General features: G+C 42.8%; 22 protein-coding genes. 5 read left to right on the top strand and 17 right to left on the bottom strand.

Translation table 11 applies throughout. The features are described from left to right. Window positions 1–145: 145 nt before the first annotated feature. The 7 genes from ccoS to ilvA all read right to left on the bottom strand — a co-directional run bounded on the left by ccoS (window position 146) and on the right by ilvA (window position 6087). Window positions 146–421 carry a cbb3-type cytochrome oxidase assembly protein CcoS gene (ccoS, locus tag AC2SLM_RS06700; RefSeq protein ID WP_486552765.1) on the bottom strand — a complete coding sequence of 92 codons (276 nt, stop codon included), beginning with the start codon at window positions 419–421 and terminating at the stop codon, window positions 146–148. A gap of 174 nt (window positions 422–595) precedes the next feature. Further along, window positions 596–1579 carry a YdcF family protein gene (locus tag AC2SLM_RS06695; protein ID WP_486552764.1) on the bottom strand — a complete coding sequence of 328 codons (984 nt, stop codon included), beginning with the start codon at window positions 1577–1579 and terminating at the stop codon, window positions 596–598. Between the two features lie 42 nt (window positions 1580–1621). Continuing rightward, window positions 1622–2713 (bottom strand): UDP-N-acetylmuramate dehydrogenase, encoded by a 1092-nt coding sequence (gene murB / locus AC2SLM_RS06690; protein ID WP_486552762.1) that lies wholly within the window; start codon window positions 2711–2713, stop codon window positions 1622–1624. A 79-nt stretch (window positions 2714–2792) separates the two neighbouring features. Next, window positions 2793–3293: a low molecular weight protein-tyrosine-phosphatase gene (locus AC2SLM_RS06685; protein WP_486543201.1), complete on the bottom strand. Its 501-nt coding sequence runs from the start codon at window positions 3291–3293 to the stop codon at window positions 2793–2795. Between the two features lie 219 nt (window positions 3294–3512). Next, entirely contained in the window at window positions 3513–3935 is a 423-nt protein-coding gene (locus AC2SLM_RS06680; RefSeq protein WP_486552761.1) for an RNA-binding S4 domain-containing protein, read from the bottom strand. 98 nt (window positions 3936–4033) lie between these two features. Continuing rightward, window positions 4034–4456 carry an energy transducer TonB gene (locus AC2SLM_RS06675; RefSeq protein WP_486552759.1) on the bottom strand — a complete coding sequence of 141 codons (423 nt, stop codon included), beginning with the start codon at window positions 4454–4456 and terminating at the stop codon, window positions 4034–4036. 77 nt (window positions 4457–4533) lie between these two features. Then, on the bottom strand, window positions 4534–6087 hold the full coding sequence (ilvA, locus tag AC2SLM_RS06670; protein WP_486552757.1) for a threonine ammonia-lyase, biosynthetic: 1554 nt from the start codon (window positions 6085–6087) through the stop codon (window positions 4534–4536). A gap of 667 nt (window positions 6088–6754) precedes the next feature. Here ilvA and rpiA point away from each other — a divergent pair. After that, complete coding sequence (rpiA, locus tag AC2SLM_RS06665) at window positions 6755–7414, top strand: ribose-5-phosphate isomerase RpiA (protein WP_486552755.1); 660 nt, start codon at window positions 6755–6757, stop codon at window positions 7412–7414. 114 nt (window positions 7415–7528) lie between these two features. Then, complete coding sequence (locus AC2SLM_RS06660) at window positions 7529–8356, top strand: alpha/beta fold hydrolase (protein ID WP_486552753.1); 828 nt, start codon at window positions 7529–7531, stop codon at window positions 8354–8356. Here the strand turns inward: AC2SLM_RS06660 and argF are convergent. From argF to AC2SLM_RS06625, 7 genes are all read right to left on the bottom strand, one after another. After that, window positions 8349–9269, bottom strand: coding sequence for an ornithine carbamoyltransferase (gene argF / locus AC2SLM_RS06655; RefSeq protein ID WP_486552751.1), 921 nt, complete (start codon window positions 9267–9269; stop codon window positions 8349–8351). The genes AC2SLM_RS06660 and argF overlap by 8 nt on opposite strands. 118 nt (window positions 9270–9387) lie before the next feature. Next, on the bottom strand, window positions 9388–10506 hold the full coding sequence (gene alr, locus AC2SLM_RS06650; protein ID WP_486552749.1) for an alanine racemase: 1119 nt from the start codon (window positions 10504–10506) through the stop codon (window positions 9388–9390). Between the two features lie 128 nt (window positions 10507–10634). Further along, the gene (locus AC2SLM_RS06645; protein ID WP_486552748.1) at window positions 10635–12278 is read right to left on the bottom strand and encodes an ABC1 kinase family protein; all 1644 of its coding nucleotides are present in this window, start codon (window positions 12276–12278) and stop codon (window positions 10635–10637) included. Next, a complete protein-coding gene (locus AC2SLM_RS06640; protein WP_486552746.1) occupies window positions 12247–12399 on the bottom strand; it encodes a hypothetical protein in 153 nt (50 codons plus the stop codon). The genes AC2SLM_RS06645 and AC2SLM_RS06640 overlap by 32 nt, the downstream gene beginning before the upstream one ends. A 124-nt stretch (window positions 12400–12523) precedes the next feature. Continuing rightward, the gene (locus AC2SLM_RS06635; protein ID WP_486552745.1) at window positions 12524–13228 is read right to left on the bottom strand and encodes a ubiquinone biosynthesis accessory factor UbiJ; all 705 of its coding nucleotides are present in this window, start codon (window positions 13226–13228) and stop codon (window positions 12524–12526) included. 67 nt (window positions 13229–13295) lie between these two features. Then, window positions 13296–14423 carry a bifunctional demethylmenaquinone methyltransferase/2-methoxy-6-polyprenyl-1,4-benzoquinol methylase UbiE gene (gene ubiE, locus AC2SLM_RS06630; RefSeq protein WP_486552743.1) on the bottom strand — a complete coding sequence of 376 codons (1128 nt, stop codon included), beginning with the start codon at window positions 14421–14423 and terminating at the stop codon, window positions 13296–13298. Between the two features lie 105 nt (window positions 14424–14528). Beyond that, the gene (locus tag AC2SLM_RS06625; RefSeq protein WP_486552741.1) at window positions 14529–15209 is read right to left on the bottom strand and encodes an FFLEELY motif protein; all 681 of its coding nucleotides are present in this window, start codon (window positions 15207–15209) and stop codon (window positions 14529–14531) included. 462 nt (window positions 15210–15671) lie between these two features. Between AC2SLM_RS06625 and AC2SLM_RS06620 the strand changes: the two genes are divergently transcribed. Together AC2SLM_RS06620 and AC2SLM_RS06615 are read left to right on the top strand one after the other, a co-directional pair. After that, window positions 15672–17309, top strand: a complete 1638-nt coding sequence (locus AC2SLM_RS06620; RefSeq protein WP_486552740.1) for an ATPase — start codon at window positions 15672–15674, stop codon at window positions 17307–17309. Window positions 17310–17612: 303 nt separating this feature from the next. Then, entirely contained in the window at window positions 17613–19220 is a 1608-nt protein-coding gene (locus AC2SLM_RS06615; RefSeq protein ID WP_486552738.1) for an inorganic phosphate transporter, read from the top strand. Window positions 19221–19360: 140 nt separating this feature from the next. On the opposite strand, the gene AC2SLM_RS06610 is transcribed toward AC2SLM_RS06615, so the two are convergent. Then, complete coding sequence (locus tag AC2SLM_RS06610; RefSeq protein ID WP_486543169.1) at window positions 19361–19876, bottom strand: hypothetical protein; 516 nt, start codon at window positions 19874–19876, stop codon at window positions 19361–19363. Between the two features lie 399 nt (window positions 19877–20275). Here AC2SLM_RS06610 and recJ point away from each other — a divergent pair, with 399 nt between their 5' ends. Next, window positions 20276–22084: a single-stranded-DNA-specific exonuclease RecJ gene (gene recJ / locus AC2SLM_RS06605; RefSeq protein ID WP_486552736.1), complete on the top strand. Its 1809-nt coding sequence runs from the start codon at window positions 20276–20278 to the stop codon at window positions 22082–22084. A 55-nt stretch (window positions 22085–22139) separates the two neighbouring features. Here the strand turns inward: recJ and AC2SLM_RS06600 are convergent, their stop codons facing one another. Both AC2SLM_RS06600 and AC2SLM_RS06595 read right to left on the bottom strand, forming a co-directional pair. After that, the gene (locus AC2SLM_RS06600; RefSeq protein WP_486543165.1) at window positions 22140–22775 is read right to left on the bottom strand and encodes a trimeric intracellular cation channel family protein; all 636 of its coding nucleotides are present in this window, start codon (window positions 22773–22775) and stop codon (window positions 22140–22142) included. Window positions 22776–22899: 124 nt separating this feature from the next. Beyond that, window positions 22900–23349, bottom strand: a complete 450-nt coding sequence (locus AC2SLM_RS06595) for a ClpXP protease specificity-enhancing factor (protein ID WP_486552735.1) — start codon at window positions 23347–23349, stop codon at window positions 22900–22902. Window positions 23350–23395: the final 46 nt, after the last annotated feature.

Below are 23395 nucleotides of genomic sequence, written 5' to 3'. Positions count from 1 at the left end.
TCCAATAGGGGCCAAATATAATACAACCAAATATAATATAAGAAGATACGATATAAATAGATAAGGTGTGATAATTTATACAGCGATAGATATACAGCGATAGAAAGGTAGAATCAGCGACTTAACAGGTAGCTATTAAACAGGGTTAATCACCGGCGCCATCACTCGAACCATCAGAGCCACCATCACCATCATTAGAATCCTCTGCTTCTCTATCAGTTCTATCAGTACTGGCAATATATCTAGCCGGCTTGTTGTCCTTTAAGGTTTGACGTCGCTCTTGCCTGTCATCAAGAATCACACGCTGTGCCGCATTGTCTAAGTCTTCAAACTGATTGGACTTAACGGCATAACGAACCGCCCATATGCCAACAACAAATAGCATTAGGCTAAGCGGGATAAGCAAATACATACTTGCCATAATGAACGACCTATATTGGTTAATCATCGCATCAGGCAGGGTGTCTAATGCAGGGTGTCTAATGCTCAGAAATAGTTGATATATTATAACATTTTTAGCAAAAGCTGCACGATTTGTATTGTCTTATATGGATACATTCGCTGTTTAATATCAATGTCATCGCATTCTGACTGCCTAAAAGGTTTTCACATCTTCTGGTTTACGACTGCGCTTTAACGTATCGAAGCTGACCTCATTGGCGCTACGGCAATTCTTTTGCGGAGCGAAAACATCACGCGCATAGGCAGCCAATTCATATAGGGTGCGCCGAGAATGTTGCGCATTTTTCTTGGGGACAAGCCAACCTTTTTTCATCGGCAGCGCGGCAGCAATAGGGGTGGTATGAATGCCATTTAATGCAAATTGACGACGCGCGCGGGTCATATGGTAGGCATCGGTAATTAAATAAACGTCTGATAGCTTCAGGCGCTTGGCCGTAAAGCGTGCATTCTCACAGGTATTCATACTGGCATTTTCAGTAATAATATTGTCAATACCATAATTAAACAGCCAGTCTTGCATCCACGGCGCATCAACTCCTGTTAGTACAATAGGTAAAGGATATTGTTTGTAATACCATATCACTGTTTGCATACGCATGCGAGTATAGTCATTGAGTACGATATTACTCATCGGTGCTTTGTGATTTTGAGCACGATTTGTCTGATTCTCAGCATCTGATTCTGATGGATTACTCACCGTCGATTCTTTTTTAGAATCCTGATTATCGGCCTGATTGGATGCCTCATTTGCCACTTTATCCTCACTAGAAAGCGCAGTATCTACGGGCGGGGTATCATGATAAGTATCAGATTCAGTTAAGCCGCCGCCGAGTACCACATAAGCGGTGGGCTGATGCTGTAGCGGTAAATCTAAATTTAGATTATTTGGTGCAGGATAGCTTTGAGAGGCATGATTATCAGGGTCAGAGGCGCTCAAAGAGTTTGAAGCAGGTTCTGTGTGCTCTATATAAGGCACGGGTAGATGATTTAATACCCAAAGGCCGACTGAGGAGAAGATAGGCGTATAGAAGCTAATAAGCAGCAATGTACCTAGCAATAGCGCGCCAAGTAAGCTGCGTATCACAAATTTATAACCGCTTTTAAGCAACTGGCTCATTTATGTTGTCGGGTCTCTCAGTGAGGAGTAAGAGCATTAAGATTAACAGATATTATAACTCGCTGTGCTGTCAATCCAAACCGGTTCACGCTCTAAATCGATACCGAATATTTGTTTGATATGTTGTTGAATAAACTGCTCAGTTGCCAATATATCAGCTTGAGTAGCCGGCGAAGCGCTATTTTTAGGGGTGTGGTTGACCAATACGAGCGCTTGCTTTGCATGAGTCAGGATAGGCTCAATCCCTTTGCCTTTGAGGCCGGCATGATCAATTAACCAACCAGCTGCTACTTTGGTGCGCTCATTATCAACCGTATAGCCCACAATATTAGCATATTGCTGTTGCAGGCTTGTGAACTGAGAGGTGGGGATAATAGGATTCTTAAAAAAGCTGCCGCAGTTAGGCAGTCGCTGCGGGTCAGGTAATTTAGATTGTCTTATCTCAATAATGGCGTTCATAACATCGGCCGGTGTGACAGTTCGGCGTGCATTCTGCCTTGCTAAGCTTAGAGCAAGAGTAGAGACATCGCCATAATTGGCCTTGATATTCTCTTTGTCTTTATGCAGCTTAAAGCCAACGCGCGTAATTAGCCATTGACCCGCTTCACGTTTAAATTTACTGTCACGATAATCAAATTGGCACGCTTGTTTGTCTAGAGTATGCCACTCAAGCGTCGGTAAATGTAGCGCTTTGACATACGTAAGGCGGTCATCAAGCTGCACACCGTAAGCCCCGATATTCTGCACTGGAGCAGCACCGGTTAAGCCTGGGATTAAAGCTAGGTTTTCAAGCCCGTACCAGCCTTTATTAACCGTATAAACCACCAGTTCGTGCCAATTCTCGCCGCCCATGACCTCAATCTCAACCTCGTTCTCGGTTTCAGAGATAACATGAATGTCTTTAAATAAAGGTTGAAGCACATGAGCATGCAGCTGTGTTGGCAAGATAATATTGCTGCCCCCAGACAATATGAATAGCGGTGTATTATTGGCCTGCAACTGAGTCACTATTGGTTCAACGTCTGCTTCATTATGTAGCGGAATTAGCTTATTTGCCGTACAACCAAGTCGCATAGTATTTAAATGCGTTAAATCAGCAGAATCGATAGCAGAAGCAGGATAGGTTGAGGTCATAGTCGTATCATCAATAATAAACAAAAGCGGTAAAGGAGCAGAGGGTTGCGGTCATTAGTTAAGCGCTAGTAAGCACACTTTAGCTTTGCCAAACGTCAATCCAAGCGTCGACAGAAGATTCAAGCTGTCTGATGACCTGCTCAAACCCTTCTTCACCGCCGTAATACGGGTCAGGTACGTCTTGTCGGCAGTAGCTGGCATCAACTTCACTCATCAAGGACAGCTGTGCTAAGCGCTCTTTATCTGTATTTTGTGCAGCTTGAGCCTTGATGACCTCTAAGTCTTTTAGATTCTGAGTATCCATCGCCAATACTAAATCGAAATCGACGAAGTCTTGTGGGCTAACCTGACGGGCGACGAGCTTGCTAATGTTATAGCCATGTTCTTTGGCATGTTTTTGCGCACGTGGGTCAGGGTGTTTGCCAATATGCCAGTCGCCAGTACCTGCTGAGTCGATTTTAAGCGGAATCCCAGCAATAGCAGTGCGCTGACGCATGATGCCTTCTGCTGTTGGCGAACGACAGATATTACCTAGGCACACCAATAGAACAGATTTAGGGATAGAGTTTGACAATGGCATAACAAAACCTTTGAAATTGAATAAAGCAGATAGATAAGCCGTTCAAGATGAGTACTGACTTATCAATGATTAATTTGCGAAGGTGCTTATTCTACCAATGTTAACCTTGAAACGATAGCCGGTTCAAAAGACTTATATCGAGTATTGCGTGTCAATGAACCTAGAGACACCAATACTTAGACACATGAGCAACAGATGAGCTATTTTAGATGAGTCAGCCTAGTCACTTTGATATTTAAAGCGCTGTAAATCACGGCGCTGTTTTTTATTGGGCTTTGTATCAGGGCGGGCAAGGTTGGCAAGTTTTCGCTGTTCAGCATAATAAGCGCGGCGACTGATACTCTCTTCTGTCTCCTCGTATAAAGTTTGCGCAATGGTGGCATTGCCGCGCTGAGTCGATAAATCTTTAACCACGACCGTTCTTTCAGTCATCGCTGTGGCAGCGCCTTGGCGGATGGTCAGCTCATCACCGATGCTGATTTCTTTACTGGTTTTGACTCGGCTACCAGCAAAGTGGACTTTGCCGCCTTCAATGGCTTGCTTTGCCAAACTACGTGTACGAAAAAATCTAGCTGCCCATAGCCATTTATCGAGGCGCACCTTTTGTAGCTGCGCAGAGTCTGAATGAGCATTGTTAGACATAATCAAATAGACCCTCTATAAATAAGATTTAGGAAAATAGTAACGTTTATAAGCTGTTTATAATAACCCAGAATAGCTAAGCGCTAATATTACTGGTGTTATTCAATCTGATAAACCACTGGGATAGTAATTCGACCTAGAACAGGCTTTCCATCTATTATAAATGGGTTTAATTTTGCATTTTTAAATGCTGTTAAGGCGTTACTATCCAAACGCTGATCTCCGCTACTTTGAACAATCGATACGTTTGTTATACTGCCATCTTTAGCCACATCAAGGCGAGCGCTTAATTTAAAGGTATCACCAGAGTTATGACGCTTAGCAACACTGTAAGGTACCTTAAGATTAGGTGTTTTTTTCCATGACGCATCGTGCGTAGCAAAAGTCTGTGCATAATACGCAAGCATGTCAGCTTCAGTTTTAACCAAGGTTGTTGACTTATCAACCAGATCGGCTTGTGCATGAGCATAAAATGCCAAAGCACTGACGCATATTAGGGACTTGATTACAAAAGGCATCATAAGATTATTACCGTTATAAGTATTACCGTCATATATAAGTAAGGTATCAAGGCATTTTAAAGCCGAAAAGTAATGTTTTATTTTAAAAATAGCTTATAAGCAATGTTATCAGATACTGGCGTGCAGTCATAACCAATATCTAACAGGGTGTCTTGTAACGCTTTTGAGTTGGTTTCAGATGCTTGAATACCAACCAATACCCGACCATCTGCTGCGCCGTGGTTACGGTAATGGAATAAGGTGATGTTAAAGTCTGAGCCAAGCTTTTCTAGAAAGTTAAGCAAAGCACCAGGACGCTCAGGGAAGCTGACTTTAAAGATATGCTCCTCCTCTAAGTTTGGATGCCCCCCAATCAAATGACGAATATGTGATTTAGCAATATCGTCATCGGTTAAGTCATGAGTATCATACCCTTCAGAGTCCAAGGAGTCAGCGATAATCTTACGCTCTTTATCGCCCTCTTTTAAGGCAATACCGACAAAAATAGAGGCGGGCTCTAATGAGTCAGGTGAGGTGCGATTACGAACACGGTAATTAAACTCGGTGATATTGCGACCTTTTAAGTCTCGGCAAAATTCTAAGAATGCCCCTGTACGTTCAGGAATAGTGACCGCAAAGATGGCCTCTTTTTTCTCACCAATTTCAGTACGCTCTGCGATATAACGCAAACGGTCAAAGTTCATATTTGCGCCAGAGATAATAGCCACACAGTTTTTATCGGTGATATTATGCTTTTCTATATACTTTTTCATGCCGGCTAAAGCAAGCGCACCAGAGGGTTCAACGATGCTACGATTTTCTTCAAATACATCTTTGACCGCGGCACATACCTCGTCATTAGTACAGGTAACGACTTCTTGCTCGATTAATTTGCCTGAGTCATCGCTTTTTTGTAAATTTACTATCTCAAACGGTAGTTCACCAATCTGAGCAACAGCGGTACCATCAACAAATAAGCTTACTTGCGATAACTTAACGCGCTCATTGGCTTCTATCGCCGCTTTTAAGCTGGCTGCACCTTCTGGCTCAACAGCAATGACTTTGACTTGCGGAGCCACGTCACCCAAAAATGCAGCAATACCGGCAATCAGGCCACCGCCGCCCACAGGTACAAATACATATTCCACATCACGCCACTGCTGATTGACCTCAAGTGCAACTGTACCTTGCCCTGCAATGACCAATTCGTCGTCATAAGGCGGAATATAGGTGAGTCCTTCTTTGATAGAACGCTCAATGGCGTATTGGTTAGACACATCAAAGCTGTCGCCATATAAATCCACGTTACCGCCCAATGCTTTGACCGCTTTGACCTTAATATCTGGGGTCGTGGTTGGCATGACGATGGTGTTGTTTAGGCCTAATTTAGCCGCCGAAAAGGCCACGCCTTGAGCATGGTTGCCGGCAGAGGCGCAGATGACACCGCGGGCTTTTTGTTCTTCCGATAATTGGCTAATTCGGTTGTATGCACCGCGTAACTTAAAAGAAAAAACAGGTTGTAAGTCCTCTCGCTTTAAACGAATATCATTATTGAAGCGAGCAGAAAGCTTAGGAGCAAAATCCAGCGGCGTTTGAATAGCAGCGTCATAGACAGTGGCTTGGAGAATATTACGAACCCATTTTGAAAGCATATATCATCCTAAAGTGCAGTTTTAATCAAGTTTTCAATAATAAAGTATTGATGGTTAAGCCTATGCTGTTTTTTATCATCCTGCAAGGTTTAGCCATAAATTATTAATGACAATCTCTTAGGGGATTAATAACTTTTTTTAAAGCAATATCAAGATGATAATTTAGCGTGACAGGGTAGAGCATAAACGAAATACACCGATTGCAAAACTGTTGCTAAAATAGCGGCCTAAATTTGATAAAATACAGCAAGTCGAATCTTATTTTTTGAATAGGCAAGATACTTTACAGTCATATAGATGGGCAAAAGAAATCGGCTTAGAACTACCAACAGATGATGATTGGCATATAGACTCTGAAAGTGAAATACTTATTCATAATCATATATTCGGCAATATACAGACCCCCACATTATTGAATTTTAAAGAAGCAATTAGTGATTTATAAGAGCTGCTAGATATAAAGTTCAATAAAACAATCACTGCCCAATACATTAGTCGGGGCATTAAGAATAAAAAAGCCATCCAAAGTTGGCTCTATGCCTAATATCTGAACAATATACCTTTGTAATTATTTATGGATATTGCTATTTATTTAGTCATTATATAAGTCGTAAGTCACGTTAAAGATACTTCCAATAACCTTCAAGCAAAGCACATAGAGGAACAAATGAGTCAGCAACTAAAGCTTAAACAAGAAGTCGCCAAAGAAGCATTACGCTATATTAATGATGGGATGATTCTGGGTGTTGGTACCGGCAGTACAGTGAATTGTTTGATTGATTTACTACCCAATGTGAATCTAAAAGGAGCCGTGGCCAGCTCAAAAGTCACTCAAGATAAGCTTGAAGCGTTAGGTATCGAGGTGATGGATTTAAACTTCGTGGGCGAGCTTGATTTGTATATTGATGGCGCCGATGAGGTCAATCCTAATCTACAGCTTATCAAAGGTGGTGGCGGTGCATTAACCCGTGAGAAGATTGTTGCTGCGGCTTCTAAAGAGTTTGTGTGTCTGGTAGATGAGAGTAAATGGGTGACTCAACTGGGTCGAGAGTTTCCATTACCGATTGAAGTATTGCCGCAAGCCCGTTCTTATGTGGCGCGTGAACTGGTGAAACTTGGCGGTGAGCCGGTTTACCGTGAAGGCTTTGTGACTGATTATGGCAACCTAATTTTGGATACCTATCATTTGGATATCCCAACCGCACTTGAGATGGAACACACCATTAATAACATCGTTGGTGTGGTATGTAATGGACTGTTCGCTGCCAATCAAGCTGATACTTTATTGATCGCCAAACAAAGCGGCGTAGAGACACTAAAGCGATAATATAAATTGGTTGAAGATACACCAGTAAAATGTGGTTAAATATAAAGGCAAGGTTAAATGATTAACCTTGCCTTTATTTATTAAATTTTATTTTATGACAAGGATGTCGAGATTATGCCATTTATCACCCTCAATAACGCTAAGATTTATTACGAAGACAGCGCTCCTAATAACAACAGCTTACCAGTTGCTCAGCGCAAACCGGTGATGATGTTTGCTCATGGTTTATTATGGAGCACGCATTTATATGACAAACAAGTCGCTCATTTTAGTGATAAGTATCGCTGTATTGCCTTTGATTTTCGTGGTCAAGGTAAGTCTGAAGCCACTAAGTCAGGCTATGATATGGATACGTTAGCCTCTGATGCGATTGCTTTGCTCGAAGCGCTTGATATCGATCAATGTCATTTCGTTGGCTTATCTATGGGCGGGTATGTCGCACAGCGTGTGGCTTTAGAGCGCCCTGATTTACTAAGCTCATTAATATTGCTTGAAACAGGCGCAAGAGCTGAGAGTGATGAGAAAAGAGCAGAGTATAAAAAGCTGATTAAAGCCATACGCATTATAGGTATCAAGCTGATTAGCAAGAAAATCATGTCGATTATGTTTGGCCGCACTTTCATAAATGACAAGTCACGCAAACAAGAGTTTAAGACGTGGGTGACCTATTTAAAGCAGAATGACAAGAAAAGTGCGATTAAAGCGACGCGCGGCGTATTAGAGCGAGCAGAGGTTTTAAGCCGCTTAAATGAGATTAAGTTACCGGCGTTGGTTGTGGTGGGTGATGAGGATGTCGCAACACCTTATGAAGAAGCGCAGCTGATGCATTTTGCGATTAAAGGCTCTAAACTTGCCGTGCTTCAAGGGGCGGGACACAGTTCACCTGTTGAAGCACCAGAACAATTAAATAAGGTGCTAGAGACGTTTTTAGCGCTTAGCTGATTTTAATCTTATCTTTGAGTAAGAATTCCATCAGCGCTTTTTGCGAATGCAATCGGTTTTCTGCTTCATCCCAGACCACAGAGCGTGGGTCGTCTAGCATATCGTGGGAAATCTCTTCACCGCGGTGTGCCGGCAAGCAGTGCATAAATAACACTTCTGGATCGGCTTTATCGAGCATAGATGGCGTTACTTGATAAGGGGCGAAGCGGCGGGCACGGGTGTTTTGCTCGCTTTCTTGTCCCATACTTGCCCATACGTCAGTGACAATCAAATGCGCATCTTTTGCCGCATCTTGTACATCATCGACTAGGGTAACGCAGTGTTTGAACTTATCAAGCAAATCAGGATCTGGCTCAAAGCCATAAGGCGCAGCCACTCTTAATTCAAAACCAAACTGATTGGCCGCTGTCATAAACGATGAACACATATTATTACCATCGCCAACCCAAGTGACGATTTTATCTTGGATACTGCCGCGATGCTCGTAATAGGTCTGCATATCAGCCAATAGCTGGCAGGGATGAAAATCATCGGTTAAGGCATTGATAATAGGCACAGAAGAGTATTCAGCAAACTTCTCGACCTTTTCGTGCTCAAAGGTACGAATCATAACGATATCAACCATGCTAGAGATAACGCGAGCAGAATCTTCAATAGGCTCACCGCGTCCCAATTGCGTGTCTTTTGGTGATAGGAAAATAGCGTGCCCACCAAATTGACCCATACCAGTCTCAAATGAAATACGCGTTCGTGTTGACGATTTCTCAAAAATCATACCCAAAGTACGGCCCACAAAAGGCTGATACACTTCGCCGGCGTGCTGCATTTCTCGAAGCTCACTGGCTCGTTTAATAAGTGCTTCTAGCTCGGTTGGAGACAAATCAAGAAGAGTTAAAAAATGACGCACGCTCATGGGACTCTCTTTAAGTTAATAATCAACAGGTTGGTCGATAATAATCAGGGTAATAAATTAGGAAAACATCCAGTATAGCGAAATTTATAGCGATGTGAAAATATTTAAAGCACAATTATTAAATAACCTTTCTAGCAGGTCGCTGAGTAATTCGGCACAGTAGCTCATAACCAATAGTATTGGCGGATTTTGCAATCTCATCAACGCTCGGCTCATCCTTTGAGCTATCGCCCCATAAGGTCACGGGACTGGAGAAAGTTGGCTTAGGGACGCCCGTTAAGTCAATGGCAATCATATCCATGGCGACGCGGCCAATGACAGGGCATCGATACGTCTTGCCGTCTTGATGTAAGCTGACCCAAGCTGACTCATCGATGACACGTGGGTAGCCGTCACCATAGCCGATACTGACAATGCCTTTGAGCATATCGCAGCTTGCCTTAAAGCGGCTGCCATAACCGACTGACGCCCCTGCAGCTATCTGATGTACTGCCATGAGGCGTGCCTCAAAAGTCATTACTGGCTTTAAATTAAGCTCATTCGCGGATTGTTCGCTGACAGGTGAGCTGCCATAAAGCATGATTCCTGGGCGTACCCAATCAAAATGACATTCTGGAAAGTTGATAATACCGGCAGAGTTGCATAAAGAGGCTTTAACATTGGCATTTACCTCAGTACGTAATTCGCTTAATATGCGCTTAAAGATTTGAATCTGATCTTGGTTTGAGGGATGCTCGGGCATATCCGCATTGGCAAAATGACTGGTCAGAATAAGCTGATAACCAGCCTGTGTTAACTGTTTAGCCATTTGGGTAATCTCATGCGCTTCAAAACCAATACGGTTCATACCGGTATTGAGCTTTAGCCAAATGGTGCGACTTGGCGACCCTGATTCAGGCACATGATGGATGGCCCAATCGGCTTGATCTTGATTATGAACAATGCTTTGACACTGCGCCTCAACCGCTTGTTGCCATTCGGCTTCACTGAACACGCCTTCGATGAGAACCAAACCTTTCTGCCAACCTAACTGGCGTATCTGTAACGCTTCCTCAAAACATGCCACACCCAATGCACCGGCGTCTTTTAATGCATTTAAGCAGTTTTCGATGCCATGACCATAAGCATTAGCTTTGACCATCGCCAGTATCTTAGTGTCTGTTGGCACTGTATCAATGACTTGTTGTAGGTTATGGGTTAAAGCAGCAGAATCTATGGTTATGGTGGCAGTACGCATCGTTATACTCACTCAAGAATTAGGCCAAGCCCATGGCACGATAAACAATGGGCTTAATGTGAAGGTAAATGTTAATGCATTTTGACTGTTAATAATGAATAATAGCAGCGCTTAACTGATAGGCTGATCTAGCCAACAATACGCCACAATACAAACAGCACGGCAATGATATAGAAAATAGGCGATAGCCAACCGATGACTTGGGTCGCAATAGCCACACTGACCACAAAGCCAGCTAAGGCAATCCAGTCGCGGCGTCTGTCGTTTAACATATCAGCGCGGATTTGCTGAATTTCACGCAGCTGTTGATCTTGACGCGAGCCTTGAGAGGCCATACTTTGCAAGCTTTGATCAATCAATTTAGGAATCTGAGTGGTCGATAGCATCAGCTCTGGCAGCTGCTCGCGTAATTCACGCATATTACGTGCAGGGTCTAGCTGCTCTTTAACCCAGCTGGTCAAAATCGGTTTGGCCAGTGACCAAATATCAAGCTCGGGGTATAAGTCACGACCTAAACCCTCGACATGAACTAAGGTCTTAAGCAGTAGCATTAACTGAGGCGGAATACTCATATGATGACGGCGCGCAATATCCAAAATTTGCATCAACACGCCAGCAAAATCAATCTCATTAATAGGCTTTAACACCATCGGTGCAACCGTACGGCGCATATCACGGGTAAGGGCATGTTTATCAGTATTGGGCGGTATCCAGCCTGCACGGCTAACGATATCGACCAGATTGGCAAAGTTATTATTCATCACTGCAAGCAGCATACGCGCCACAATCATTTGGTCGTCACGGGACAGCTCACCCATAATGGCACAATCAAGACCAATATAGCGTGGATAATGGCGATAAGGCTCAGGCGTATCTGGTGGCAAGGTTTCAACAAACACGTTGCCGGGATGCATATCAGCATGGAAGAAGTTATCACGGAATACTTGGGTAAAGAAGATGGTCAGGCCTTTTTCGGCCAGTGCCGCGCGGTCATAGTCTAATTCATCAAAGACTTGCGTTTGCGAGATAGGCACACCATGGATGCGCTCCATCACCATAACGTTTTTGGACGCATCATACACTTCAGGCACATACATCATGGTCGAGCCTAAGAAGTTATTACGCATCTTAGTGGTGTTGTCCGCCTCAAAGGTTAAATCAAGCTCATTGAGCATAATCTGGCGATAATCTTCGACTACCTCGATAATTCGCACTGCTCGAGCCGCTTCAATACGTGCTGAGGTCCACTGAGCGATATCTCGTAGCAATTCAAAATCAGCGACAATGCGCTCACGAATATCAGGTCTGACGACTTTGACGACTACTTCGCGCCCATCATGTAGGGCAGCGGTGTGTACCTGTGCGATAGAGGCTGCAGCTAATGGCTTAACATCAAAACGGGCAAATAACTGGTCAATCGACTGACCCAGTCCATGCTTTTTGTCTTCAATTTGGGCGATAGCGATACTGACATCAAACGGTTTGACGCGGTCTTGCAGCTGCACTAATTGGTCAATAATTTCAGGGGTCACTAAATCACGGCGGGTCGATAACAATTGTCCTAACTTTAAGAATAGGGTGCCCATCTCCTCAAGTGCCAACTTGACGCCATTTGGTTGATGCTTCTCACCCCACGCGGCTGGATGCGACTTAATCATACGAGCCACGGATTGTAGCTGCGGGGCATCTTCCAGCGGTAAATGGGTGTCTAGGCGGTGTTTGGCGGCAATGCGCCACAGTTCAAGCAAGCGTTTTCGGTGAGTTAGCAACATAGTCAGAGTGATTCACTAAAGTCATAAGGATGGTTAATATCATACCACGGCAAGGCTCATTTAAGAATAAAGCGGGAATCGGAATAGCAACAAATTTCGACTCATCGGCGTTTATACTCAAACATTTATTCTGCTTATAAAAAAGACCCTATCACAATAGTGACAAGGTCTTTTGATAACGTTGTTTTAATTAAATCCAGTCTCATTAAGCGCTCTAATCAAGAGTAGGGCGTTAAGTTTTTAAACTAAGGCTGATTTTTAAGACGTGCTTGCTCGGCCTTAATCATTGCCAGACGCGCCTCTTCACGCTCGACATCGGCACGCAGTTTTAATAATTGCTGCTTTAAGTCATTGGCCTCCGCTTGCATAACAGGGTCTTCGGGGGCATTACCTGCCACGTCATTGGCCCAATCTGCAACATCATTAAAAGCATGCTTTGCAGTATGGCTAACATTGCCTTTTAGGGCTCTGATTAATAAACCCAATTGGCTGGCAAGCGATGTGCCGATTAAGGGCTCAAGCTGGGCAGCAATATCCGGATTAAAGCCTGAAATAAGCTGCTTCACCTGCATTAAGACCTTGTAGTCGCCTTCAATAGGTAAGTTGCCGGACGAATCACGCATTAAATTTAGCAGCTCAGCCGGGTTGTCAACCTTAATAGTGCAGTCAGGAAGCGTATGACCGGTCGCTGCATAATGCTGCTGTGCTTGGTCACGCTCGGTATCAGAGGTATTACCTGGAGTTTCAAACACACTGCTTGGCGTACTAACCGGTTCAAAACGGACATGATCGTCATTAAAGAGTACGTCAATACGAAACTCAGGTTTGGCCATATCTAAGCGCAGCACTTTACCTGATAGAGGTGTTAAGCCAGACTTAGTTATGCTGTCACTTAAAATAGCGAAGTTAATAAGTTTCTCTACGCCTGTCAAAATTAGAACCGTAATCATAGTACACTGCCTGAAATAATGTGTTTCACTTTAAAAAATTTGTTCAATGGGGTAACTAAATAGCACGCTATTTCTTAAACCCACGGTGTACTGCGACGATACCTGCGGTTAGATTATGATAATCACAATTTACAAAGCCTGCATTTTCCATCATGCCTTTAAGGGTCTGCTGATCTGGATGCATACGAATAGATTCTGCTAGATACTGATAGCTCTCTGCATCATTAGCAACCAATTTACCCATTAATGGCAATGCGGTAAATGAGTACAAGTCATAGGCTTTTGATAGCGGCTCAAAGATAGGCTTAGAGAACTCTAAAATCAGCAGACGGCCACCTGGTTTTAACACACGGTACATAGAGCGTAATGCCGCATCTTTGTCCGTTACGTTACGCAGACCAAAGCTGATAGTTAATAAATCAAAGCTTTCATCTTCAAATGGCGCAAGTGTTTCTGCATTGGCTAAAACAAAATCAACGTTATTGCAGCCCGAGTTAATCAAACGCTCACGGCCGACATCAAGCATGGCTGCGTTAATATCAGACAATACCACTTTACCAGTACGACCCACTTCACGGCTAAAGGCCTTGGCTAAATCGCCAGTACCGCCTGCTATATCTAATACATGTTGGCCGGCACGCACACCAGATAAGCTAATGGTATAACGCTTCCAAAGGCGATGAATACCAAATGACATCAAATCATTCATAATGTCGTATTTCTTGGCAACCGAGGTAAATACATCCGCAACTTTTGCCTGTTTTTCGGCTTTTTTCACTTTTTTATAACCAAAGTGAGTCTCTTCTAGGCCGTCTGTGTCAGGCGTATGCGGGTTATTAATATCATCTTTGGGATTGAACTTAACATAACCGGATTGACCAGTGCTGGCTTCAATAGAGTTAACTGGCTGAGTCGCTGACTCTGTAGCACCTGTAGTTTGATTATTGGTTTGGCTATTAAAAGGTCGGGTGGTTTGTTGACCTTGTGGTGTGCCGGCAGGCAGTTCGGTTACATCGCTAAACTCATCATTTAGCACGCTGCTTATTTGAGCCCCTGATTGTAGAGATTGCCGCACTTGGGCATTGGTTTGTTGATTGTGCTTAATGGTTTGCTTAACCAAGTCATTTTGCAAATCTTGGGTGCTGCTGTTTTGGTTATCTGGGTTTGTATTATCGTTATTATTAGATTGACTCATTATAGATCCTGATTGTCATAATAGGTGGCGCGTTACGGTGGTATGGTTTATTAACGCATACGCAGCGTACACTAGAGATGTACTTAATGAATAGAGGCGTTGGGCTTAACTTGGCTTATGGACGTCATCAATGATTTGTAGTTCACGCTCAGCGAATGGGTCAATAAAGCTGCTCACACTCTTAAGTGGTTTCATTGCTGCAAAACCTGCGCCAATAAAATCATATAAAGGCTGAAGGCCATGTTGATAGGCTTTTTTCTTCGCCAGTTTAAAACCTTTTTGTAGAATAAAAGAGTTTAAGTATTTGTCAGTGCGGTAGCACACTTGCTTTAAGTCAGCAATTTGTTGACGGCGGGCATCAGCAGCATCCACAGCACGGTAAGCGGTATGCATATTTTCTTCATTAACCGCTAAATCGTTTTCAAGCAGCCACTTTGCTAAATCTAAATCAAGTTTGGTAGAGTTAATGGCAGTTTCTACGCCAAGCGTCCCTGTCTCTAGCGCAGCAGTTGGAGCGTATTTCTCAAGTTTACGGGCTTTAGGTACGATTTTTTCTAATTGACTAACGATTTCACCTAAGGTTTCGCCGCCATATAGATGGTTTAAAAAGTACTCTGCCATTGGTTTGTTTTTAGGCTCTGCAAATAACCCGGCATGGGTTTTGCGCATACGATCTTTTTGCCAGTTTTGTACTTGCGATAATTTTTCTGCAAGCTCTGGATTGTTATGATGCGGCAGTTCCCAAAATTCTTTTAAATGAACACTTAAGTCAGATAATGCTGACATACATAAACTCCTAAAATGGGTTGGCGATAAGACTTTAAAACATAATATCGTAAATAAGCAGACAAATATATGGATTTTACGAATCGTTATAAGTGGCAGATAGCATGAGGCTCATAATAGAGCATGCCAAAGCATTAAATAGCCATATTTCGACACTAAGCTTAATCCGTTACTTAAAGCATATTTCATAACTGCAATAATTAACTATTATAATAAATATTATACCCGTTACCATGGCAGTCGACGAGTCGGGGTTAAAATCAAGCCCCATTAGCATTAATAGTTCGTTATAAATTAGTACTATGTTTTTAGAATTAAGATGATTTTTAAATGAACGTTTAGAATAACAAGGCGCAGGTTATTGGTGCGTCACTGAATAGCGCAGCCTAATAGCTATGATAAAGTACGCCCATAATAACCCATCAAAATGAAAATAAAATGACCGACACAAAGGATAATGCAATGTCTAAAAACAAGAACAGTGATAACAAAGAGATTATCATCAACGCTGATCCGCTAAGCCATTTTCACATGGATGAAGATGAGCTGCGCTTAGAGTTAGTAAAAGCGCAATATGCACTGCGCGAAACTCGACAGCAAGGTCAAGCCACTGGGCTTTTGGTGCTGGTTAATGGGATGGAGTTATCCGGTAAAGGTGCTGCGGTGACTCAGTTAAGGCAGTGGGTCGATCCAAGATTATTAAATGTAGAGGCAAGCATAGGCTCAGTGCCTAGCCAGTTTGAGCCTATCTGGCAAGTACATGCGGCCAAGTTGCCACGCCATGGCAATATTACCGCTTATTTCGGTAATTGGTATGCCGATCTTATCGAAGGCGCTTTGCAGTTAATGCAAGATGAAAAAAAGTCTAAATCCGATGATGAGGTAGCAAAGTGGGAAGCGTATCTGTGTACTCAGCTAAAAATATTGTCTGAATTTGAAGCTGACTTGGTGAATAACCATACAAAACTCTTAAAGTGCTGGTTCCATATTGACGAAGAGACCCTAAAAAATCGCTTAAAAGATGACAGAGAAGATCCAGAGTGGCTATACCACATGGACTGGCAGGATAAAAAGAAAGTCAAACAGTTTAATGAAATTGCCAGAATCATCCTAAGCCAGCAAAACGACTGGGTTATTATTGATGGTAGTGATGAGGGCAAGAAAGCCAGCGATAAATCTTATAAGGACCAAGGCTTTAACGAAGAGGCGAATGTGCGTTTTTGCCATGAAGTGTTGCATGCCACCCAGTCGGCATTGTTAAGCAGTCAGCAAAATGACAGCACACATCCAGTTGTGGCCACCATTTCACGTAATATCAATGCTGCCTTTTCTTGGGCAGATGTGCCAGACAAGCTGACCGATATCGATGATCCGGATATGGCAAAGTCTGATTACCAGAAGAAGCTGGCCAAACAACAAGCCCGATTTGCCGACTTGGTTCGTGCGCGTGCTGATAGCGATAAAGAGGGCAAGAATCATCATATTATCTTTGCCTTTGAAGGTATGGATGCGGCAGGCAAGGGTGGTTCTATCAAACGCTTGGTATCTCCGTTAGATCCGCGTGAGTATCAGATTTACAATATTTCTGCACCAAGTCAAACGGAGCTCCAGCATCCTTATTTGTGGCGTTTTTGGCAACGCTTGCCAGAGTTTTCACCATCGCCAAAAGAAGAGCGTTTAAGCCGTGTTGCGATTTTCGATAGAACTTGGTATGGACGCGTGTTGGTAGAACGTATTGAGGGCTTTGCCAGTGAAGCGGCTTGGCAACGTGCGTACGATGAGATTAATCGTATGGAGCGTGATTTGACCGATAAAGGCACGATTGTTATCAAATACTGGCTAGCAATTGATAAAAAAGAGCAGCTTGAGCGCTTTGAAGATAGAAAAGAGACACCGCACAAGCAGTTTAAGCTGACCGATGATGACTGGCGTAACCGTGATAAATGGCATGACTATGTGCAAGCTGCGGCAGATATGCTGGCACGTACCAATACCAAGTATGCTCCGTGGCATGTGGTTGCTACCAATGATAAGCGTACTGCCCGATTGGCGGTTCTAGATCATGCTATCGCTCAGCTTGAGAAAGTCATCGACGTTTGATGAAAGTCAGGTCTAAAAACAGCGGTTTTAAGTTGGCAGCGACGAGGGTATAATATGCACAATTTATTTTAAGGCATTTAATCTTTACGTCATAATAATGATGTAAGGCGCCTTTATTCAAGATGTCAAGGTTAGCATGAACACTACGACAGGTTAGCGCTGTTGCATATGACAGTCATACCGATAGTGATGGCTAGATTGCCTAGCGACTGTCTTGAACAAACCGACTTACTATAACTTCATTGAAACCCCGATATTTCGGGGTTTTACATTTCTTTATCATTCGATTGGCTCAGAAATCTCATGCTTCCAAAGTCCACTACTACGCAAAATACTCAGTTCAAAGGTTCAACAAAAGCGAATGTGTCTTTTGGTATTATCTTATTTGCTATTACCGCGTATTTTATGTGGTGGGGTCTTGATTATACCAATCACCACCAAGTCATATTGTTCATTGTCGCCACCTTGTTCGGTATTTTTATGGCCTTTAACATCGGCGGTAACGATGTGGCCAACTCTTTTGGCACTTCGGTGGGTGCGGGTACCCTGTCTATACCTCAAGCATTGGCCGTTGCAGCTATCTTCGAGGTTTCAGGTGCGGTTATTGCCGGTGGTGAGGTGACTGATACCATCCGTAAAGGCATCGTTGATTTAAATGGTTTGCCGGTGACGCCCAATCAGTTTATTTACGTGATGTTATCGGCACTTATTGCAGCGGCGTTCTGGCTTTTGTTTGCAACCAAAAAAGGTCTGCCGGTATCGACGACGCACTCTATTATCGGTGGTGTGGTCGGTAGTTCAATCATCATGGGTATCCAGATAGGCGGTACAGACTTAGCACTGTCTACCGTACACTGGGATCAAGTGGGTCAAATTGCTCTGTCTTGGGTGTTGTCTCCTTTGTTAGGTGGGGCGCTGGCTTATGCGCTGTATAGCCAAATTAAAATTAACATTTTGGCGTATAACGACCGAGCAGAAGAGCGTGTTAGAGAGTTAAAAGCGGCCAAAAAGGCGCTAAAGAAACGCCACAAAGAGTGGATTAATGAGTTAGCAGAGTCGTTGCAAGTCTCTTACACCTCTAAGATGGTACGAGACCAAGAGATTTATAAAGATGAGGACACCGAGCGTGATGATTTAGAGACAGATTACTATCAAGAGTTATATGATATTGAGCGTGAGCGTAGCAATCTTGATACGCTTAAAGCCATTCGTCAATGGGTACCTATGATTGCCGCGATGGGCGGTATGGTAATGACCGCTATGGTCGTATTCAAAGGCCTTAAAAACGTCGATATGAGCCTATCAACGCTACATAGCGTGTTGGTCATGGGTATGGTAGGTGCTTTAATTTGGCTAACCACCTTTATTTATACGAAGAGTATTAAAGGTAAACAAAAGGAAGACCTAACTCGAGCTACTTTTATCTTATTTAGTTGGATGCAAGTATTCACTGCCGCCGGTTTTGCTTTTAGTCATGGTGCTAACGATATTGCGAACGCAGTCGGTCCGTTTGCGGCTATTATGGATGTGATTCGTACCAATACTATTTCTAGTGAAGCCGCGGTGCCAAGCCCTGTTATGATTACCTTTGGTGTGGCGCTTATTGTGGGCCTATGGTTTATCGGTAAAGAAGTTATCCAAACGGTTGGTACCAACCTTGCGCAAATGCACCCTGCATCAGGTTTCTCAGCGGAATTATCAGCAGCGGCGGTAGTGATGGGCGCGTCTATGCTTGGTTTACCGGTTTCTAGTACCCACGTTTTAGTTGGTGCGGTATTGGGTATTGGTATGGTCAATAAGAACACTAACTGGGCACTGATGAAGCCAATTGGTATGGCATGGGTTATTACCTTGCCGGCAGCTGGAGCTATGTCGGTTGTCAGCTATCTGATTTTAAGCAATATCTTTTAATTCGATAAATAGGCATCCTTAAATGTAGGCCAGAAGATAAATGACATAAGTATAAACAATAGAAAGCCCTCAAAGTGAGGGCTTTCTTATTTACTAACACATTGCGAATAGCATCTTGTTGATGAGGGCTATATTAGCAATTACACGTTATTGCCGTGTTGTTTTTGCTGAATATTTTTAGCCAGTCTATAACACTCATTAATGTGATCATTAGCGATTTTCTTAAAGATCATATAACCCATAGATGCAGCAACCAATTGGCCACCTAATGGTATAAACTTAGTGACCTGTTTGGCAACGATACGACCGCCGTAACCTTGAACGGTCTTTTTAACCACACCGCGAGTAGCCATTAAGCCTGCGAAATCAACAGCACGATCTTTCATCTCTTTCCAGTGAACTTCTTTGGCTTCTAAATCAATAGCAGATTCACGCCCAGAGATAAGACCAAAACGCTCACTGATTTCTGGTAGAAGCTGAGTTAAGATACCAGCATCGATAGCTACATCAATAAATGGTACAGGAATGATTGCAGCGCCTGCAGAATATTTAGCACGGCTTTTAACTAGCTTTTGGCACTCTTCTTTAACTTTTTCTAGATCCAAATCTGGATCAATCGTTTCTGGTAGTTTTTCTGCTGCAGGAAGCGTTTGCATAAAGTATCCTTATAATTAGGGTGAATAAGAGATGAGTAGACAAATAGGTTTGACTTAAAATATTAATATGGCTCACTAATAATAGATAATGGCATAAATAATAAAGCCAAACCTTCTTATCTTAATCTTTGATATGAAAAACAAAGTTTGAATTAAATTTGTTATTTATTTTAAAGAACTGGCTTAAGCACTCAAGTGGCAGTTTGTATCTTAGTCCCGTGATACGCTTAAGTTTTGTAAATATATGACCATTTTATTTTAAAAGTGGTGGGTTTGCTATAACTGCACTGATATAAATACCGTAACGTCACAAGTAAGCTCTGACTATTAAACTTAAATAGTGAACCATTTAGACATTTAAAATCCTTTTGCACTTCTTTTTAGAGTAAATAAAACCCTATGTTAAATTTGACCCCTCGTTATACTGGTAAATTACCCGATGATTTACCTGAATCCTTAGTACCTGTTCATGAACAAATGCCAACGCTTGCTCGTCTATTTTTAGGACGCGGTATTCAATCGACCAAAGAGTTGGACTACTCTTTATCCTCCCTGCTACCTGCAGAAGGGCTGCGTGATATCGATAAAGCGGTGCAATTATTAGATGAGGCGATAGAGACCGGACAGCGTATCTTGATTGTCGGTGATTTTGATTGCGATGGGGCAACCAGTACTGCCATTATGATGCGTGTGCTTAAAGAGATGGGCGCCAATGTCGACTATGTGGTGCCAGACCGCTTTAAATATGGCTATGGCTTAACGCCTGAGATTGTACAGCTAGGTATTGACGAGTATCAGCCAGACGTTATTGTCACCGTTGATAATGGTATCTCTAGCCATGAAGGCGTAGATAAGGCCATAGAGAATGAGATTACCGTTATTATTACCGACCATCATTTGACAACTAAAGCCACGCCTAATGCAACCGCAGTCGTCAATCCAAATCAGTTAGAATGTGATTTTAGTAGTAAAGCTTTAGTTGGCGTTGGGGTGGCGTTTTATCTATTGGGACGATTGTCAAAATATCGCCGTGATGCTGGCCGCTCAAGTGTGCAAGTTAGCCGTTATTTGGACTTAGTCGCATTGGGTACAGTAGCTGATGTTGGGGTGCTCGACCATAATAATAGAACTCTGGTCAGTCACGGCTTAGCAGCGATTAAAGCAGGCCGCTGCTCTTTAGGTATCCTAGCGATATTAGAGATGGCAGGCCGTGACCCACAAAAAATGAGTGTACAGGATTTTGGTTTTGTCATTGGACCACGTATTAATGCCGCAGGGCGCATGGATAATATGCGTATTGGTATTGAGTGTTTAATAGCCGATGACATGACCGAGGCCAAGCGTTTGGCATTCGAGCTTGATAAGTTAAATAAAGAGCGCCGCCAAGTCGAAGGGGGTATGCGTGAGCAGGCGGATGACATATTACGTCAATTGCAAAATCAAGCTGATTTAGATGAAGCTGCTAATACAAATAATCAGTCTGAGCCTCAAGATGATAAGAAGGAGTCTAAGCCGCGTAGTGTACTGCTGTATCAAGATGATTGGCATCAAGGCGTGATAGGCATTGTTGCGGGGCGTCTAAAAGAGTCCTACTATCGTCCAGCGATTATCTTTGCACCGGCAGATGCTGGAAGGCTTGGTCCTGAAGATGCAATTAAAGGGTCTGCACGCTCAATCCCAGGTATTCATATACGTGATGCCATTGAAAGCATTGCGGAGAGTCATCCAGAGCTGATTACTCATTTTGGTGGACATGCGATGGCAGCAGGCTTAACCCTTAAGAAAAAGAATTTTGAGGCATTCAGCGTAGCTTTTAACAAGCTTATGGACACCATTGATGCCTCAGTATTTCAAGAAGAGAAATTTACTGATGGGGAGCTGCTAGCGCAGGACTTTAGCTTACAGTTTGCCGATGCCTTGACTCATAGCCATATTTGGGGTCATGGTTTTGTGCCACCGCAATTTGATGGGGTGTTTGAGGTATTAAGCTTTCGAATACTAAAAGATAAGCATTTGAAGTTCTCACTTAAGTATCCCGGTGTGCAATATCCTATCGATGCCATTTGGTTTAACTATGATGACGAGAAATGGGATTATCGTGCCAAAGAGGTGCATATTTTATATGAGATGGATATCAATGAATGGAATGGCAATCAAAGCATCCAGCTGATGGTCAAAGAGCTTGCAGTGGCATCGATTGTGCCATGATAGCTTAATCAAGGGTCATTAATATGGATGGTCACATATGTGGAATAGTGACAAGCTATTTTACTAAGCGAATAGAGGGTAGATGCCAATCAAAAACAATGGCCAGTACCCTGACTAAAAAGATAAAACCCAAGGTTAATAAATCATTCATCCCAGGGTCTATACCAAAACGTGCCATTAAGAAGTAAAAACAGGAACCCAAAACGCTGGCAGTGATATAAATCTCTTTTTGTAATACCAAAGGGATTTCATTACAAATAATATCGCGTATTAACCCGCCGACAATAGCGGTACAGACACCCATTAATACAGCAACTACTGGGTCCACGCCTTGTGATAAAGCGACTTTTAATCCAATCACACTAAAGGCCGCCAGTCCAACTGCATCAAATAATTTCACCGCATTATCAATCTTATGATACAGGTGAAAGAATATCTGTAGTATCAGCGAGGTTAGGGTAATAACAATGAGATAGTTTAAGTCTGTCATCCAAAATAGAGGGTGACGGTCTAACACCACATCACGGATGGTGCCTCCACCAATGGCGTTTGCCATTGATACCAAAATACAGCCTGCAATATCAAAGCCTTTATGCTGAGCCAATAGCGTTCCTGCAATTGCACAAGCAATGACGCCAATCATATCGAAAAGATAGATTAACATGTCAGGGTTAATGAAATAATTGGGCATGTTTGGTCACATTAATTGGTTAGTTAGTCATAAAAGCAATGGTTAGGTTTTAAACAAATTAAAAGGCCTCTTTATCAAGAGACCTCTTATTCTGCAAAGGGTTATCGGCTGACTTATCGGTAACTTATTTTAAAACACGTAATCCCGGTTTGTTCTCACGTTTTGGTTTGGCTTTACTCGCAGCAGGCTTAGTTTTGGCCGTTTGCGTGTTGTCTGATTCTTCAGGCGTATAGTTATCGTATTCAGTCGGATCAAACGGCATCACGATGGATTGGTTTTCTTTGGCAAAGATAGCCAATACCGCTTTCATTGGAATCCACAGCTCACGAGAGACACCACCAAAACGTGCATTAAAATTAATATAATCATTATCTATGTTCATATTACCAGTAGCTTGACTGGCGATATTCAATACAATCTGTCCGTTTTGAACATGCTCGGTAGGAATAACCAAATTATCTTGAGTAGCATCGACCAATAAATAAGGGGTTAGGGCATTGTCTTGTAGCCATTCATAAAAAGCACGAATCATATAGGGACGAGTAGGGGTTAACTTTAATTCTTGCTCTAACATAATGACCTCATCTGTATTTTTATATTAAATTCTATTTTACTTATTA

It is taken from the genome of Psychrobacter sp. CX16 (genome assembly GCF_057396245.1).
The sequence above is the reverse complement of the archived record's forward strand: the minus strand, read 5'-3'. Positions and strand labels throughout refer to the sequence as shown.